This is a genomic window from Rhizobium indicum, from assembly GCF_005862305.2.
Lineage (GTDB): Bacteria > Pseudomonadota > Alphaproteobacteria > Rhizobiales > Rhizobiaceae > Rhizobium > Rhizobium indicum.
This window is the reverse complement of sequence record NZ_CP054022.1, coordinates 698,501-716,081: the sequence shown is the minus strand read 5'-3', so window position 1 is coordinate 716,081 and position 17,581 is coordinate 698,501. Positions and strand designations below refer to the sequence as shown.

The window sequence follows — 17,581 nt, the reverse complement described above, 5'->3', positions numbered from 1 at the left end:
AGCTAGATTGTCACGCTCTGCATCGCGCTCCTCCGCTCTGAATACGAAGGCGATTCCCGCCCTATAAATCTCAAGAAAAGCGCTTTGCTTGAAGGGCTCCAATAGTAACCGAATGCCGTCGTCCACGCAGCCCAAGCAGAGGCGGGCTCCACGCAAAAGAGCGCGTCGAGCCATATCCATGCGTCCGACATCCTGAAGCTCGACACGGCAGCGGTGAAGTTTTGCTGCAAGAAGGGTGTCAGGACCGTTGGGCTGACTGCAGAAGAGCGCGCGACGAGGTTCACGGCAATTTCAAGATCGCGCCTATTTTCTGGCAAGCCAGAGGTAAGCAAGAGTTGGAACAGCGGCGAGGCAATCAGTTCACGGATATCACTGCTGGAATAAGCGATCCTGCTGAAGCCATCCGACGTGGACTCCTTGTCGCCGCCACCCCTTATGTCCTCTTCAAGAATGCCGGTCGCGACACCCGTGAAAAGCTGGTGCTTCAGAAGGGCAAGCGGAAACAACCACTCCGGAAAACTGTTCAAGTTAGCAAAGCCGTACCGGAAAGCCCGTTCAACAAGATGATCAGGAAGTTGCGCCAGCGCTTCTGGAGCTTCGAGTGCGAGACCTGTTAGTCCGACCCATGCCTGGTAGGTATCGCGATCGGCATAGGAAATGTCATTGTCCCTCCAGTAGCGCTTGAAGCCCGCAGCGAAAAGTTTGGCGATCCACTCTCCGTGGCGAGCCCTCGTGCCATCTACAACGCTTGTCCCGAGGTCGTTGGGCCTTCTACGAACGGCCCATATAAGCATACCCTTCTCCAGACCACTCGACAGCCGTCGCCACCGCCGCAGGAAAACGAACGTGTTGTAGACCCTCCAAAGGCCGCTGGAGAATGTCTCGATCTGTGAACGTGCCCATCGGCGTACCGTATATTGGTGGCTGTGCCGGAATCGGCTCGCGAACCGCCAAAGCGGAGCTAGTCTCCCATACGCTCGTTTGAGATCGCGTCCCCCGTACCGGCGGGCATATCGTCTCAAGATCAATCGTGCCTCGTCGCGCTCGGATTGCGACCGAATTTGATCCGCCAGTTGGCGCGCGCACGTAAATGCCAGCTCCCTTTCCCTGCTAGTCGGGCGATCCGCCATGAGATCGGCAAGCCTTCGAATATCTTCAGCCGTGAAGATCTCGTAGCCATCACCGCTTCTACCCAATTTAAGCGGATCTATTGCCTGATGGGCAATCCAGTATTCGTTCTTCTCATTTTGCGAGAAAAGCGCCATCCGCATCGTAATCAGATCATGTTTGAGATCTGGTAGGGCTCTCAATGTGCGCGCTAGTGCAGGAAGCCCGGTTTCCCGCGGGGAGTAGTCCGGGTTTTTGGCGATTGAAAACGCAAATTCCAGCGCTTCCAGAAGTAGGGATCGCGGGATGCCGGCAGGGTCCTCTACGAGGAGAGTATTGATGCAATGACATATTGCTTGTCCAAGAGCCCTAAAGCGAGGGATGCGTGCCGGCATCATGTCGCGGTTGGGGTCGCGCTGGCCCTTGGCGAACCGGAGAAATATCCGCAGCCAGTTGCCAATCTCCGGAACGGTTAGCCGCGCGACAAACTCTTCCAAGTAGTGAGACGTCGCGGAGGCGTAATTTCTGGCTTCACGGCGCAAGCGATCGGTCAACGCGATCCCGTCCAAGATGGGTACGCCCGCCGGCATTGTATAAGATAAGGCACTGGCGACAAACAGATTCCACGAAGGGGCGCTTTGCGTATCCTCATGCTCGGGTGCATCAGCCAGGAGAGCTGCATCCATCACGGCCTGCGCGAAAGTCGTGTCGTTGAGGTCAGACAGGGCAAAGCATGCTTCCGCTCTCACCCGAAGTTTTTCGCCCTGATCGCAAGCGATCGTTCCCAGCTCGGGTACCAACGTCGACATCCCGCCAAACCGGATCATCTCGATCAGCAACTCGCGAACTTCGGGGGAAGCCGCGATCGTAAGCTGCTCACGTATTGCTGTGGCCAGGTCCGGCGTGACAAAATCACGAACATCCTGGTTTGAAAACCACTCTCCCCGGTAAGTTCGATCTTCATATGCGGCGACATGTGACCGGATAGCCTGCGACTTCTCCTCCACCGTCAACGCGGTTGGATCACCCGTTTCGATCAATAGGGAAGGGCGAAGCTCCGTCACCCGATTTCGAACGATCCGATCGAGCGCGGCAAGCCATCCAAAGACGTGCTCGGTGGATTGAGGAATTTCGATGTTACCAAATCCCTCGGCCAAAAGCGGCTTCACGATATCGAGTGAACCTGCATCTTTACTGATCGCATCGCGGAAGTGGCATGCTGCAAGATAGTCGCGCAACTCATTATGGGCAAAGCGCACGCGACCGGAAACAGAAGGCTGAAAGATGCCGTAGGAGAGAAGTTGACGCACTTCGACCTCGGACCAGCGTTCGGTGTCTGTGGACAGCGCGGATAGTGCGTTGATCGCATGCGGTGTCGACGGATCTATGGTGAAGTCCTGGATATCGGTCAGAAGTGAAACGGCAGCAAGCTTCTCACATGCGCGTCGCCCGAGAAGGGGATCAAGGTTTGATCGGCGCTCCTGGCCACTCTCTGTGCGCAGACGAAATCCCACGATGTCATCATAGACCCGCCGTCTTGAACGGAAGATGCTCGTCGGCTCACGGCCATTGTCGATGGCTTCCTGCCAAAGGTCGATCAGGAGCTGAGCGTCGAGCGGTTGGGAGACCAGATTGGCCGCCTTCGCCTTGTCGATTGCCTCGACAAACTCGGCAGCATCGATGTTCCTGCTGGCAGCGATGGCCTTAACATCGTCGGCTCGAAGAGGCAGGAGGCGGAAGGTCTTGACCTCAATCGGACGGTCTTCAGCGGTGGGCGGTCTAAGGCCTCTGATCACAGCTTTGATGGCTTGGAGGTCGTTGTCGCCCTGCCATTCGCTGGCTCTCGATGTGATGATGACCTTCAGTTCCTTGCCGACTTTGCCTACGGAAGCCGAAAGCTTGGTCAATGCGTCAGCAAGTGCGCTGGTGTTGCGCGCGTCCGGCAAACGGGCCTCGTCCAATGCATCCAGCAAGGCGACTGCGGGGCCTCCCCGACTCTTCCACTTCGCGTAAGCCGAGGCGGCGGCTTCGTCAGAATGCGAAAAGGACTGTTCCGCCGGCAGTCGAAGAAGTGCCTCGATTCGAAGCACGAAAGCAGGGATTCCCGACGCGCGAACCTGCTTTGCAAGCTCCAGAAGTTCCCGCGTTTTTCCTGCTCCTGCGGAGCCAAGTACGATAGCACAATCCAGGTCTGTAAGCTCGGCCCAGGAACATCCTTCATCCCGCGATTTTAGGTTTGCCATAGTCATGGCGCTGCTAAGCTCACTCGGATGCACAGTGCTGATCTCCGCAAGGCGTCGATCAAGTTTGACGTATTCGTACTCAATCAAGGTAGCCCCCTCAACCCGCCGCCTTTTTAAACCTAGAATAGCGGTCGCCGGTTGAAAATGGCCATATTTACGAGCATCCGACTTTTACAGTGTTCATTCAGCACTCCGTTCGATCCCCATCATGGGCTAGCTTTTGCCAGCCCACGCACCAAGCATAGGAAGTTACGGTGTCTCGTCTTATGTCGAGCCTTCAATGGTCTAGTCGGCGCGCGGCGCGCAACCTTTGCGGTTAGGCTGGTGGGATCGCACAGTTAGATCGACTCGACGAAAGTCTCATGCAGCTTTGTCCTCCACAGTTGCCTTTTGCCGGTGGTATAAGGCTTAGCGCGACAGCTCTCGTTGTCGCAAAGAGATCGCAGAGTTTCGCGATCCGCGTCAGCTTTCAGGAAAAGCAACGCACCCGCTTACAACCGACATGGGGCACAAATCGGCCTGATCCTTCGATAACGAAAAGGTTCGCTAAGGACCGTCAGCGGAAACTGCTAAAGTCGGCTTGACGCCGAAGAGCAGACCAAACTCACGACAGCGCAAAAATCCTCACTTCCCGCCCGATGCCCTGAAGTTCCGCCATCCGCGAAGCCGAAGTGATGCCGCTGTCGCGGAGGATCTCTGAAACCTGGGCATCCCCAACGATCGCCTCCGTCATCATGATCACATTGGGATCGGCAAGGCCCTGCACGCGGGAAGCGATATTGACGGTCTGGCCGAAATAGTCCTGCCGGTCGTTCAGGTTGACTGCGAGGCATGGTCCCTCATGGATGCCGATCTTCAGGAGAAGATCGTCGCTGCCGTGTTCGGCATTCAGCTGAAGCATCGCCTCACGCATCCTGATTGCCGCGGCCACCGCACGGTCCGGGCTCGGGAAGGTCGCCATCACGGCATCGCCAATGGTCTTGACGACCGCTCCGGCCTCTGTGGCGACGATCTCGTGAAGAACCCGGAAATGCGCTCGCACCAGATCGAAAGCGGCAAGATCTCCGACGCGCTCGTAAAGCGCGGTCGAGCCCCTCAAGTCGGTGAAGAGGAAGGTCAGGCTGGTGATCTTGAGGCGCTGGTCGACGTCGAGCGTGTCGGTCCGATAGATGTCGCGGAAGCTCTGGTTCGTCAGCAGACGCTTGGCTGTCAGGAAAGCCCGCCTGCGGCCCAAGAGGTCGTGCAGCTCGTCGCCTGCGATGCAGACGTTCGGCACCACTCGGCGATCGGTGTGGTTCTCGAGGGTCAGCCGCAGTGAGCCCGGACGAAGGGTCAGCGTTTCGTTCAGTGCATGCGTCCGACTGATGATCATCGAGAGGGTTTGACGTTCGTCGGTGGGCTCGCCCTGCACGTCGATGAACTGCGCCGAGTGTGTGACCGGATCGAAGATGATGACGAACTGCGCCGGCAGTTGCAGGGAGACGAAAGCCTTCTCGCCCGGAGCCAACTCGATCATCTCCAGCTGGATGCGCGAAAACCTCGCTTCGAGATCGTCAGGCAGGTCGACCCCGGAGCTGAAGAAGATCTGCCGGTAGTACTCAAGCGGCGGCAACCGATCGGGGTCGTGGGCGGCGATCCTGCGCACGCGCGGGCTGACCGTGAACGTGACCTCGACCATCTCGTCGAGGGTCGGCTCGTATCCGGCCGCGCAGAGCGCGCAATGATACGTCTCGTGGACGACTGTTTTGAGGGTTGCGCCGCTGTCGAGGACGCCGCCGCACCCTGGGCAAAGGACATTCCAGGTCATTTCGAACGCGCCTATGCGGGCTGCATGCAGAAACGCGGCGATGGTTTTCTCTTGGTCGAGATCGTGCTGATCGGCGAAAGCGAGTGCATTGATGCGATTGAGCTCACGATCCGAGCCATGCATGACGACGTTTTCGATGCACTCGACCGTCCGCGGGTCAGCCGCCTGTCGCAGGGAGGCAAAAAGTACGTCCACTTCGCTCATCAGACAAGTCTCCGTGTGCAGAACCCACGGCGGACGACGCCAGGATGGGGATCATAACACGGGGGTTAGCCAATAGAAATCTAAAGGCTTGGATGCTGCTTGCTTCCCAAGTGAAGCGGGTTTCAGTTCCCCTTGTATATCCGCTTCAGCGCCGTCAGCAACGCATCCAGTTCGTCGCGCGAAAACAGCTCGACGAAACGCTGCTCATGCTTGTCGATCAGCTCACGCGCCCGTGCGAGCATTGCGCGTCCCGCCTTCGTCAGATGAAGTTCCTGGCGGCGGCGGTCGGCCGCGGAGGGGCGGCGCTCGATCAGGTCGCGGGCTGCCAGCCGGTTGACGAGGGCCATCATCGTCGCCCGGTCGGTGCCGAGCGTATTGGCAAGGTCGATCTGCGATGCGCCCGGATTGCCGGCGACGAGTTCCATCACCGCCAGCTGCTTCTGCGTCAGCGCCAGCTCCTCCATGGTTTCGGCGAAGTCACGATAGATCGCAACATGGGCCATGCGCAGATGAAATCCCAGCAGATCGCCTAGCCGGCCGACATCGAGGCCCGGTGTTGCGGGCGCATCTTCGCCCTCGAAATCGTCCTGCGGTGGTTTTGTGGCCATCGTTCGTTCTCGCCTCGTCCAGGCGCCATAACCATCAAAATCAGCGGGTTAGTCAATATCCGCAATGCGGATTTCCGTGCGCCATTCGCGCGATCGGATTTGCCTTAAACAGGCTCTTGCATCGCAGGAAAAAGATATTAGTATGTGTTGCATACAAATTTGATGCCTGCCGCGGGGAGCGGTGGGCATGGGAGGAGAAAATGGCGCATTCCTTTTCCGGGATGGCTTCGTCGGCGGATTGCGGACTGGTGACGGATGATCCAATCCTTTACCGCGCCCGCGTCGCACCGGACCGTCGGGCTCTGTTCGAGATTGCCACCGGCCGGCAGCTCACCTATGCCGAGCTCGACGCGCGGATCGCCCGCTGCGCCGGCTTTCTGAACGATGTGCTCGGAGCGCGCCGCGAGGCGGCGCGTGTCGCCATGCTGGCGCGCAACTCGATGGATTCGATCGTGCTTGCCTTTGCCTGCCAGCGTGCCGGCGCCATCTACGTGCCGCTCAACTGGCGCCTCAACGCCGCGGAGCTTCGGCCGATCCTTGCCGATTGTGCGCCGGCTCTGCTCGTTCACGACGAGGAGTTCGCGGCAACCGTCGCCAGCCTTGTGAGCGCCGATCCTGAGATGGCGGTGATATCGACGGCCGCCGGCCCGGCCGGGTTCGCCGCGCGGATCGAGGCGAGCCTTCCGGCCGCTCCGTTGCCGGCCGATGCCGATGGACCCTGCGTCCTTCTCTACACCTCCGGCACGACGGGACAGCCGAAGGGCGTCGTCATCACCCGCCGCAACGCCTTTTTCGCCGCCATCAATTTTTCCGTCGTCGGAGAAATCGGGCCGAGATCCGTCGCCCTGTGCGACCTGCCGTTCTTCCACACGATCGGCCTGATCGCGGTGGCGCGCACCACATTGATGCTGGGCGGCACGCTCGTCATCTCCGACCGCTTCACGCCTGCGCGCACGCTCGCAGCCCTTGCCGACCGGCAGCGTGGCATCACTCACTATTTCGCTGTGCCGCAGATTGCGCTCGCCTTGCGCAACGACCCTGCCTATAGCGCCGCCGCGCTCGCCGGCCTGCATGCGCTCTTCGTCGGCGGCGCGCCGCTGACGCAGGCGCTGATCGAAAGCTATCTCGATGACGGCGTTGCGCTGGTCAACGGTTACGGCATGAGCGAGGCCGGAACGGTGCTGCACGTGCCGATCGACCGGCGCGCCGTGCAGGACAATCCCGGCAGCGTCGGTCTTCCGGCGCCGTTGCTCGACATTCGTATCGTCGGCGAGGACGGCCGCGAGGTCGATGACGGCGAGATCGGCGAACTCTGGCTGCGCGGGCCGGCGGTGACGCCGGGCTACTGGAACAAGCCTCAGGAAACCGCTGCCGCCTTCACCGACGGCTGGTACCGCACCGGCGATCTCGGCCGCCGCGAAGCGAACGGCTTCTATCGCATCGTCGACCGGCTGAAGGACATGTACATCAGCGGCGGCGAGAATGTTTATCCCGCCGAGGTCGAAGCAGCACTCGTTAGCCATCCCGATATTCTCGAGGCCGCGGTCGTCGGCATTCCCGATATCCGATGGGGCGAATGCGGCCTCGCCTATGTCGTGCTGCGGCCGGGTGCTGCGGCAACGGGCGATGAGATCGCCGGCCATTGCGCGGCAAGGCTCGCCGCCTTCAAGCGTCCGGCCCGCATCCTCTTCGTTGAGACCATTCCCCGCACCGCCTCCGGCAAGGTGCAGAAACATGTCCTGCGCCAGTTCCATTTTGACGAAACCCTTCAACGACAGGCCCTGTGAAGCGGCCCCGGCATCACGCCGAAACCCATGGAGTAACCTCATGACTGAAGACAAATCGCCGGTTCTGGTCGAATTCGACAGCGGCATCGCCTTCGTGACCCTCAATCGTCCGGAAAAGCGCAATGCGATGAACCCGGCCCTGAATATCAGGATGCTCGAAGTGCTCGACGAGCTCGAGGGCGACGAGCGCTGCGGCGTCCTCGTCCTGCGCGGCGCCGGCGAATCCTGGTCGGCCGGCATGGATCTGAAGGAATATTTCCGCGACAATGACGACAAGCCACGTGACGTCACGCTGAAGGCGCGGCGCCAGTCCGGCAACTGGTGGGGCCGGCTGATGTATTTCGAAAAGCCGACGATCGCCATGGTCAACGGCTGGTGCTTCGGCGGCGCCTTCACACCGCTGGTGTCCTGCGATCTCGCCATCGCCGCCGAGGAGGCGAATTTCGGCCTCTCCGAGATCAACTGGGGCATTCTGCCAGGCGGCAACGTCACCCGCGCGGTCGCCGAAGTGATGCGCCATCGCGACGCTCTCTATTACATCATGACCGGCGAACTGTTCGGCGGGCGCAAGGCCGCGGAAATGGGTCTCGTCAACGAGGCGGTGCCGCTGGCAGAGCTTGAAAGCCGGGTCCGCAAGATCTGCGCCAGCCTGCTCGAAAAGAACCCGGTGACGCTGAAGGCCGCCAAGGACACCTACAAGCGGGTGCGCAACCTGCCATGGGATCTCGCCGACGATTACATCTACGCCAAGCTGGAGCAGATGCTGTTTCTCGACAAGACCAAGGGGCGCGACGAGGGGCTGAAACAGTTCCTCGACGACAAGACCTATCAGCCGGGGCTCGGCGCCTATAAGCGCGACCGCTGAGGGCGAGCCCGGCTCGCCGGGCGGGTTGACGAGCCGATCATTGGGAGGAGGAAACAATGAAGATCCATGCTGCGGTGGCGCGTGCGCCGCATACGCCGTTTTCGCTGGAAAGGCTCGATCTGGAGGAGCCGCGCGAGGGTGAAATCCTGGTTCGCGTCGTGGCGACAGGGGTCTGCCACACCGATATCGTCATGCGTGACCAGCACCTGCCGGTGCCGCAGCCGGTCGTGCTCGGCCATGAAGGTGCTGGTATCGTCGAGCGTGTCGGGCCGGGCGTTGCCAAGGTCAAGCCCGGCGATCACGTGGTCATGACCTTCAATTCCTGCGGTCATTGCCCGAGCTGCAACGATCACGAGGAGACCTATTGCCACGAATTCTTCCCGCGCAACTTCTTCGGTGCGCGCGCCGATGGTTCGAGCGGGCTCTCCTGCGAGGGAGAGCGGGTTCACGGCAATATTTTCGGGCAATCCTCCTTCGCCAGCCACGCGCTGTGCCATGAACGCAATATCGTGAAAGTGCCTGATGATGCGGATCTGGCGCTGCTCGGGCCGCTCGCCTGCGGCATCCAGACCGGCGCCGGCGCGGTCATGAATGCGCTGAAGGTCGAGCCGGGTAAAGTGCTCGCGGTTTTCGGCATGGGCTCCGTCGGTCTTGCCGCCGTGATGGCGGCGCGGATCGTCGGCGCTTCCAGGATCATCGCCGTCGACGTCAACGAGACGCGGCTGGCACTTGCAGCGGAACTCGGCGCAACTGATATCGTCAACGGCAAGGCGAGCGACGCGGTTGCCGTGATCATGGCGCTGACCGGCGCCGGCGTCGATTATTCGATCGATGCCTCCGGCGTGCCCGCGGTCATCGACCAGTGCGTGCGGGTGCTGGCGCCGCGCGGCACCTGCGGCATCGTCGGAGCCTCGCCCCATGGCGCGACGCTGACGCTCGACCTCACCCATATCCTGTCCGGCGGGCGCCGGGTCCGCGGCATCGTCGAGGGTGATTCCAATCCCGACGTGCTGATCCCGTTGTTGATCGATCTGCATCGGCAGGGCCGCTTCCCCTTCGACAGGCTGATCACCTTCTACGATTTCGCCGACATCAACCAGGCGGTGGAGGATTCGGAAAAGGGCATCGTGCTGAAACCGGTCGTGTGCCAGCCGGCCGTCTGACACCGTTCAAGGGAGGAAACAATGAACACAGTCACCCCGATCATTACCACCGATACCAGCTCCGATGCCATGAAGGCGCTGCTTGACCGGCAAAGGGCGTCTTTCCTGAGGGAAGGGCCGCCAAGCATTGAGACCCGCACCGATCGCATCGACCGCGTCATCGCCCTTCTCGTCGACCATAAGGATGCGATTGCCTCTGCCCTGTCAGACGATTTCGGCAGCCGCAGCGTCGAGGCGAGCCTGCTTCTCGATGTCTTTACCTGCGTCGGTTCGCTCAAATATGCCAAGGCCCATCTCGCCGAATGGCTGAGGCCCGAGCAGCACGAGGCATTGTTCCCGGACGCGGTGGCCGAAGTGGTCTATCAGCCGAAGGGGGTTGTCGGAATTCTCAGCCCCTGGAATTTCCCCTACCAGCTCGCCCTTGCGCCGCTTGCCGGCATTCTCGCCGCCGGCAACCGCGCCATGATCAAGCCGTCGGAGGTGACGCCGGCCTCGGCCGCCTTGATGGCGGAACTCATTGCCGGCGCCTTCGACGAAACGGAAATATCAGTCGTTCAGGGCGGACCGGCGACGGGCACGGCCTTTACGTCACTTGCCTTCGACCATCTGATCTTCACCGGCGGAACCGCGGTCGCCCATCATGTCATGCGCGCGGCGGCGGAAAACCTGACGCCGCTGACGCTGGAACTCGGCGGCAAGTCGCCCGTCATCGTCGGCCGCTCAGCCGACCTCGCAGACGCGGCGCGCCGCGTCATGACCGTCAAGACGCTGAACGCCGGCCAGATCTGCCTTGCGCCTGATCATGTCTATGTGCCCGAGGAAAGCGTCGAGGCCTTTGCCGGCCACGCGGTCGCGGCGGTCGGCGCGATGTATCCGGCGCTGAAGGAAAATCCTGATTACACTTCGATCGTCAATGCCCGCCATCACGCCCGCATCCAGGGCCTGATCGACGATGCCAGGGCCAAGGGCGCGAGGATCGTCGAGATCAACCCGGCGGCAGAGAATTTCTCCCAGCAATCGGCCCACCGCATGCCTCCGACCCTGATCCTCGACCCCACGGAAGACATGCGCGTGCAGCAGGAGGAAATCTTCGGACCCGTGCTGCCGGTCCTTCCCTATCGCGATATTGCCGACGTCATCGACCGTATCAATGCCAAGCCGCGCCCGCTCGCTCTCTATTACTTCAGCAGGGATCAGCAGGAGGAGGCTCGCGTCCTCGACAACACGACCTCCGGCGGGGTGACGGTCAACGACTGCATGAGCCACGTCACGGCGGAAGGCCTGCCCTTCGGCGGCGTCGGCCATTCGGGCATGGGAGCCTATCACGGCAAGTTCGGCTTCCTCGCCTTCTCGCATCCGCGCGCCGTCTATCACCAGAGCAAGATGGTGGAAGCGGAATACATGATGCGGCCGCCTTATGGCGAGGCGATGCGCGGCTTTTTGGCGGCGGCGATCTGCAAGTAAGAGAGAAGCATCGGACGATGCCGTCGGCAGCTGCGGCTGCTGACGGCATGGGATGGCTGCTTGCAACGAATGGCCCGATTGCGCAGGCTTATCCGGATAACGCTAGATTGTGTCATCAGGCTCCATGTCCAGACGCAGAGGATGCTGTTGTTAAACATGCCTTATGCTTCGGCTGCTAGCCGTTGAACCGCAGGGCGTTGCGGACATGATGTCTCCTGCCGTCCTGGAGCATGACCTTTCAATTCCGATTTCGCGTATTTCTCATGTCGTCAAATCTGGCAGCAGGCCTCTCTGCCCATACCTCATCGTTGCGGCGGACGCCCGCTTTCCTGTCGCCGTATTGCTGTCGATCGGCCTGGAGACGCACCTGCTGACGAATATAGCCTGATGGGTCTGTGATTTAACGAAGCTCAAACCAGTGTTGCCCTATGATTGGTTCGGTACATGTATTGGAAGGTGGATCCAACGCAGTGAATGGCATCTGGACGCAATTCGGTGGCAACCTGTCATTCGTGTGCCTGGCGATTTCGCTCTGGGCGCATTTCTCGATCCAATTTCAGCGTCGCTCGGTCATACAAGAAAAAATCGCCTTCGGAATCATAGCGGGCGGCGCCTCCATCGGGTCCATATTGCTGGCCGTCGAAGTCAATCCCGGCATCTATATCGACATCCGCTTTTCGCCGCTTGCTTTGGCGGGCATGTTTGGCGGACCGATCGCGGCCGCCTTTGCGGCGTCGCTGGCGATGGTCTTCCGCTTCTGGGTCGGCGGCGCCGCAATGATCGACGGTCTGATCGCAATTGCTGTCGCGACCGGTATCGGCCTGGCTGCCAATGTCTGGATCCGCAAGAGATCTCCCGAGCTCTTGGACGTTGCGCTGCTGAGCCTCGCGCTCGGCGGCGCACTTATTGTCTTGATGGCGGTGCTTCCCACCCTGGTGCACGCCCGCGTATTGGCCATCATCGGTCTGCCGATGACGGTATTGAACTGCCTGGCGACGGTGCTGTGTGGTTTCGTTCTGTTGAAGACGCAACAATGGGAGCTGGAGCGAAGCATCCTGGTAACCGCATTTTCGCAGTCGCCCGATTATCTCTACGTGAAGGACCGAAACAGCCGGTTCATCACCGTCAATGAAAATATGATCCGCCTTTTTCGTTTCAGAACCACGGCGGAGATGACCGGATTGTCGGATTTCAATCTTATCTCGCGGCCGCGCGCCGAAGAATTTTATTATCTCGAACAGCAGGTCATGGACACCGGTGTGCCCCTGATCGACTCCGTCGAGCGTATCGAAGACAGATACCTGCTCGCCTCCAAGGTGCCGCTGAAGGATAGGCAGGGACGGGTGATCGGCCTGGCCGGCGTCACGCGTGACGTGACGGAGCGGACTGCCCTGGAGCGGGAATTGCGCAAGAGCAAGAACCTGCTGTCGCATGCGATGGCCGGCATGTCCGATGGCATCGCCATGTACGACAGCAAGGGTTTCCTCGTTTTTTGCAACGATCAGTATCGCGCCGCCTTTCCGCTATCCGGGGACGCTCGCGTGGTTGGCGCCCATATCAGCGACATCCTTCGCCGTGTTGCCGAAACCGGCGAGCGCACCGGTATCCCGGACGCTGACCGCGAAGAGTGGATCAGGTCCGTCAGTGCTACGTTGCACAGCAACAAGGACGAAGAGGTTCAGCTTCACAACGGCGACTGGCGCAGCATCCGGACAAGGTTAGCGGAAGACGGCACAGCGATGGCCGTCGTCTCGGACATCACGGCGACCAAGCAGGCGGAAATCGCCCTCCGGCTGTCGGCCGAGCAACTGAAGTCCCTCGCCGAGACCGATGGACTTACCGGCATGGTCAACCGCCGGGCCTTCGACGAGGCTTTCGCCCGCGAGACCGCAGGCAGCGCCAGGAAAAACACGCCGTTCAGCCTTCTGATGGTCGATATCGACCGCTTCAAGGCCTATAACGACACCTATGGTCATCCCGCCGGAGACCAATGCCTGCGTGTCGTCAGCAGGTGCCTGCGCCAGTCCGTAAGCCGCCCGGCAGACATCGTCGCACGCTACGGCGGAGAGGAATTCGTGGTTCTGCTGCCTGCAACCAGTGCGAAAGGGGCGATGATCGTTGCCGAACAGTTCGCGCGTCTCCTAAGCCAGGAGAATATCGTTCATACCGGCAGCGAATTCGGCCGGGTGACCGCCAGCATCGGCATATCCTGTGCGACGGGAGCCACCTTGAGGATCAACCCGAACCGCCTCCTGAGCGAGGCCGATGCCGCGCTCTACGACGCCAAGACGCAAGGCCGCAATCGCATCCTGGCACATTCGCCCGAGGAGCGGCACGCCATCAAGGACGTCGGTTAGACGAATCCTTGATAGGTTTTTCCTATCGAGCCATCGCGCGTGCGCCCTTGATGTTTTCCCCGCTTCGACAATACAGGGCGCATGGACACAAAATTCATTCGTAAGAAATCGGCGGCAGCCGGCGGCTGGGGCGCTTTGAAGAGCTGCGGGAAGCGTTTGCTTCAAAGCGGCATGCCGATTTCAGGGGCGCGGACGATGCTGAAGGCGAACCAGCCGGATGGGTTCGACTGCCCGGGCTGCGCCTGGGGCGATCCGGAGCACGGATCGTCGTTCGAGTTCTGCGAGAACGGCGTGAAGGCCGTCGCCTGGGAGGCGACGGAGAAGCGGGCCACGCCGGCCTTCTTCGCGGAAAACACGCTGTCGCAGCTTCGCCAGCTGACGGACTACGAACTGGAACTCAACGGCCGCCTGACCCATCCGATGCGCTACGATGCGGTGAGCGACCGTTACCTGCCGGTCGCGTGGCAGGATGCCTTTGCCGAGATCGGCGCTATCCTGAGGGGGTTCGATAACCCCAACCGGGCGGAATTCTATACGTCGGGCCGGGCGAGCAACGAGGCCGCCTTCCTGTACCAGCTGTTCGTGCGCGTCTACGGCACCAACAATTTTCCCGACTGCTCCAACATGTGCCACGAGGCGAGCGGCATCGCCATGCGCCAGGCGGTCGGTGTCGGCAAAGGCACCGTGCTGCTGGAGGATTTCGAAGAGGCCGACGCGATCTTCGTGATCGGGCAGAACCCGGGCACCAACCATCCGAGGATGCTCGGCGACTTGCGCCGGGCGGCGATCCGCGGCGCGCGTGTCGTCGTCTTCAATCCCATCCGCGAACGCGGCCTGGAGCGCTTCTCCGATCCGCAGGACAAGGTCGAGATGCTGCGCGGCGGTTCGACCGATATCGCCAGCCTTTATCTGCAGCCGCAGCTCGGCGGCGACATGGCCGCGGTGCGCGGGATGGCAAAGGCCGTGCTGGCTGCGGAAGACGCCGCCGTCGCCGCCGGTCTGCCCTCCGTTCTCGACCACGCATTTCTCGCCGAACACTGCGCGGGTTTTGCAGAATACCGGGCAGCGGTCGAGGCGACCAGCTGGGCCGAGATCGAGGACCAATCGGGACTGAGCCGGCAGCAGATCGAACGGGCGGCCGATGTCTATATCAACGCCGAACGGGTGATCTGCACCTGGGCTATGGGCGTGACCCAGCATCTGCATTCCGTGGCGACGATCCGCGAGATTGCCAACTTCATGTTCCTGCGCGGCAATATCGGCCGGCCGGGTGCCGGCCTTTGCCCGGTTCGCGGCCATTCCAACGTGCAGGGCGACCGCACCGTCGGCATCAATGAAAAACCATCGGACGATTTCCTCGATGCGCTGGAGAAGCACTTCCGCTTCACCGTTCCCCGCGAACATGGCCACAATGTCCTTGCCGCGATCGGCGCGATGCTCGATGGCTCGGCCGAGGCCTTCATCGGGCTTGGCGGCAATTTCGCCCGCGCCACGCCCGACAGCGCACTCGTTGAAAAGGCGCTGCGGCGGCTGAAGCTGACGGTGCATATCGCCACCAAACCCAATCATTCGCATCTCATGCCCGGGGAGGCGGCCTTCATCCTGCCGTGCCTCGGGCGCACCGAGATGGATCTGAACGCGGCAGGCAACTCACAGCTCATAAGCGTCGAGGATTCGATGAGCATGGTGCATGGTTCCGCCGGCATCAATCGCCCGGCTTCGCCGCATCTCCTCTCGGAAGTCGCCATCATTGCCGGCATTGCACAAGCGACGGTCGGCTCCGCCGTGGTCGACTGGGCAGAACTCGCCGACGACCACGACCGCATCCGCGATCATATCGAGGCGACCATTCCGGGCTTCGAAAACTACAATATGCGCCTGCGCAAGCCGCGCGGTTTCCACCTGCGCAATACGGCCGCCCACAGGGAGTGGGATACGCCGGCAGGCAAGGCGTCATTTTCTTGCGAAGCGCTTCCCGACGAGACGGTGCATCAACGGGCGCGAAAGGGCGAGGGGCGTTTCGCCCTGCAGACGTTCCGATCGCACGATCAATACAATACGACGGTCTATGGTCTCGATGACCGATACCGCGGCGTTTACGGGGAGCGGCAGGTTATCTTCATTCACCCAGCCGACCTGACGGCGATGAATGCCGAGGCCGGTGACCGGGTCGACGTGGTCGGCGAGCATGATGACGGTATCGAGCGCATCGCTGAGAATTTCCGCTTTGTGCCCTATGACATTCCGCGAGGAAGCATCGCGGGCTACTATCCCGAACTGAACGTGCTCGTGCCGCTTGGCAGCGCAGGTACGGAAAGCGATACGCCCACCTCGAAATCCATCATGGTGTCCTTCCGCCAGCGAAAAGCCGCGTGAGCGAAGAGGCCTCCGACGTCGATCGTTTTCTCGCTCTCGTCGCTGCGGCGCAAGGCAGGGATAACAAGCTGACATCCATCCAGGCCGGTCTCCTGGTCGCCGCGGATCTGGGGATTGCGCGTGACAGCCGCGCCTTTGCGCGCCTGCTGGGGATCGCGCATTCTCTCGTGCTCAGGGAACTCAACGTCCTGGCGGAACGCGAAGGGATGCTGCGGATCGTGAAGCGGGATCTAAGGACAATGAGAGTGCATTACACGTTGCCACCGCGGGACGACGCGTAAACACCCCGCGTCAGGGTCGGCCAACCGGCTCTTCACCGCAAGCCATGGCCGCTATCGTCGCATCACGCGCTTTCTGGTGTCGGAGGGGTATTCTCCGTAGGTGGTTTTATAGACTGCCGAAAACCGGCCGAAATGAAAGAAGCCCCATTTGAGGCAGACGGCCTTCATGGTCTCCTTGCTCTCGGGATCGAGCAGTTCCTGGCGCGCGGCACGCAGCCGAAGCGTCAGCAGATAGGCGGCGGGAGAGGTTCCCCTGAACGCACGAAAACCGGTCTCGAGCGCCCGGCTGGATACGCCGGCGGCTTCGGCCACCTTCGGCATGGTGATCGGCTGATCGATATTGGCGTGCATGAATTCGATCGCCCGGCGGACATGCCGGGGCGCGATCAGGGCGGGGCGATTCTCAAGGAAATGCGACAGCCGGTGCGGCACCAGGCGCACGACCAGATCGGCCAGCGCCTGCGTCATATGCGCCATGGCGATCGGCGACTGCAGCAAGGGGCCATCGTCGCGCATGCCTAAGATGATGGTTTCCGTGAGATTGCCGATCAACCGGCCTTCCGGCTTCGACAGATCCAGTTCGGGCAGCAGGTCGAGGGAGCCGCTGAACGGCATCTCGAACGTCTGGCCGATCGTCTGCAGGATGACAGGCCAGTTGATCAGCAACTCGTCGATGACGTTCGATTGCCCATGCATGATGACGCTGTTGGGTTCGAAATTGTTATAGAGAAGCAATTTTCCTTGCCCGGCCTCGGCGATGCGGGACGACCCATAGGTTACCCCCATGCCGCCGCTGCGCGGCACGACGATCGACAGATACTCCGCCGTATCGACGGTCGGCTCGATATTGAACTGAAACTCCGCCTCATGATAACCCGTGAGCAGGACGGCTTTGTCACATACCGAGAAATCCAATCCCCAATGGAAGTCCTGGGCGCGGCCGACAGGCTCTGCATCAAATGCGCCAAAAGCGCCCCCCAGCGTTTCGACCATATTATCGAAGGACGAACCGCTAAAACGAAATGAGAATGGCGCAGTGCTATTTTCCGTCATCCTGCTCCCATTGTTCGATGTGGCTGTTTCGACATGCTCTTCTCCGCCGCTCGCAGGTGCCAGCGCGACGCGCGGCCGGCGAGAGTGTCGGATTGGTGCACGTACCTCTGCCAGCCTTGCCAGTCGTCATGGATGGTCGTCCTGCGCCGCGGCGCTTCATCAGAGCCTGTAGACGGCATGGATGAGCGGCCTTGGACGTATATTAGACGATTGTTGGATAGAGTGCAGCAGCTTGTAGCGGAGCAGGTGGATCTCCGCGTGATACC

General features: G+C 61.0%; 11 protein-coding genes. 7 read left to right on the top strand and 4 right to left on the bottom strand.

Annotated features, from left to right (window positions below; translation table 11 throughout):
* Positions 1-2: 2 nt before the first annotated feature.
* The 3 genes from FFM53_RS27675 to FFM53_RS27665 form a co-directional block, all read right to left on the bottom strand.
* Positions 3-3,437 (bottom strand): NACHT domain-containing protein, encoded by a 3,435-nt coding sequence (locus FFM53_RS27675; protein ID WP_173883665.1) that lies wholly within the window; start codon positions 3,435-3,437, stop codon positions 3-5.
* 517 nt (positions 3,438-3,954) lie between these two features.
* Positions 3,955-5,361 (bottom strand): adenylate/guanylate cyclase domain-containing protein, encoded by a 1,407-nt coding sequence (locus FFM53_RS27670; RefSeq protein ID WP_138388614.1) that lies wholly within the window; start codon positions 5,359-5,361, stop codon positions 3,955-3,957.
* Positions 5,362-5,483: 122 nt separating this feature from the next.
* On the bottom strand, positions 5,484-5,969 hold the full coding sequence (locus tag FFM53_RS27665; protein ID WP_138388615.1) for a MarR family winged helix-turn-helix transcriptional regulator: 486 nt from the start codon (positions 5,967-5,969) through the stop codon (positions 5,484-5,486).
* Between the two features lie 200 nt (positions 5,970-6,169).
* On the opposite strand from FFM53_RS27665, the gene FFM53_RS27660 reads away from it, so the two are divergent.
* The 7 genes from FFM53_RS27660 (at position 6,170) to FFM53_RS27630 (ending at position 16,262) form a co-directional block, all read left to right on the top strand.
* Positions 6,170-7,756 (top strand): AMP-binding protein, encoded by a 1,587-nt coding sequence (locus tag FFM53_RS27660; RefSeq protein ID WP_138388616.1) that lies wholly within the window; start codon positions 6,170-6,172, stop codon positions 7,754-7,756.
* A gap of 40 nt (positions 7,757-7,796) precedes the next feature.
* Positions 7,797-8,621 carry a p-hydroxycinnamoyl CoA hydratase/lyase gene (locus FFM53_RS27655; protein WP_138388617.1) on the top strand — a complete coding sequence of 275 codons (825 nt, stop codon included), beginning with the start codon at positions 7,797-7,799 and terminating at the stop codon, positions 8,619-8,621.
* Positions 8,622-8,677: 56 nt separating this feature from the next.
* Positions 8,678-9,784, top strand: coding sequence for an NAD(P)-dependent alcohol dehydrogenase (locus FFM53_RS27650; protein ID WP_138388618.1), 1,107 nt, complete (start codon positions 8,678-8,680; stop codon positions 9,782-9,784).
* A 21-nt stretch (positions 9,785-9,805) separates the two neighbouring features.
* The gene (locus tag FFM53_RS27645) at positions 9,806-11,248 is read left to right on the top strand and encodes a coniferyl aldehyde dehydrogenase (RefSeq protein ID WP_138388619.1); all 1,443 of its coding nucleotides are present in this window, start codon (positions 9,806-9,808) and stop codon (positions 11,246-11,248) included.
* 428 nt (positions 11,249-11,676) lie between these two features.
* Positions 11,677-13,605, top strand: a complete 1,929-nt coding sequence (locus tag FFM53_RS27640) for a diguanylate cyclase (RefSeq protein WP_138388620.1) — start codon at positions 11,677-11,679, stop codon at positions 13,603-13,605.
* A gap of 81 nt (positions 13,606-13,686) precedes the next feature.
* Entirely contained in the window at positions 13,687-15,981 is a 2,295-nt protein-coding gene (locus FFM53_RS27635) for an FdhF/YdeP family oxidoreductase (RefSeq protein WP_138388621.1), read from the top strand.
* On the top strand, positions 15,978-16,262 hold the full coding sequence (locus FFM53_RS27630) for a hypothetical protein (protein WP_138388622.1): 285 nt from the start codon (positions 15,978-15,980) through the stop codon (positions 16,260-16,262). Before FFM53_RS27635 ends, FFM53_RS27630 begins: the two co-directional genes overlap by 4 nt.
* Positions 16,263-16,313: 51 nt before the next feature.
* Here the strand turns inward: FFM53_RS27630 and FFM53_RS27625 are convergent, their stop codons facing one another.
* Entirely contained in the window at positions 16,314-17,315 is a 1,002-nt protein-coding gene (locus tag FFM53_RS27625) for an AraC family transcriptional regulator (RefSeq protein ID WP_138388623.1), read from the bottom strand.
* Positions 17,316-17,581 lie beyond the last annotated feature (266 nt).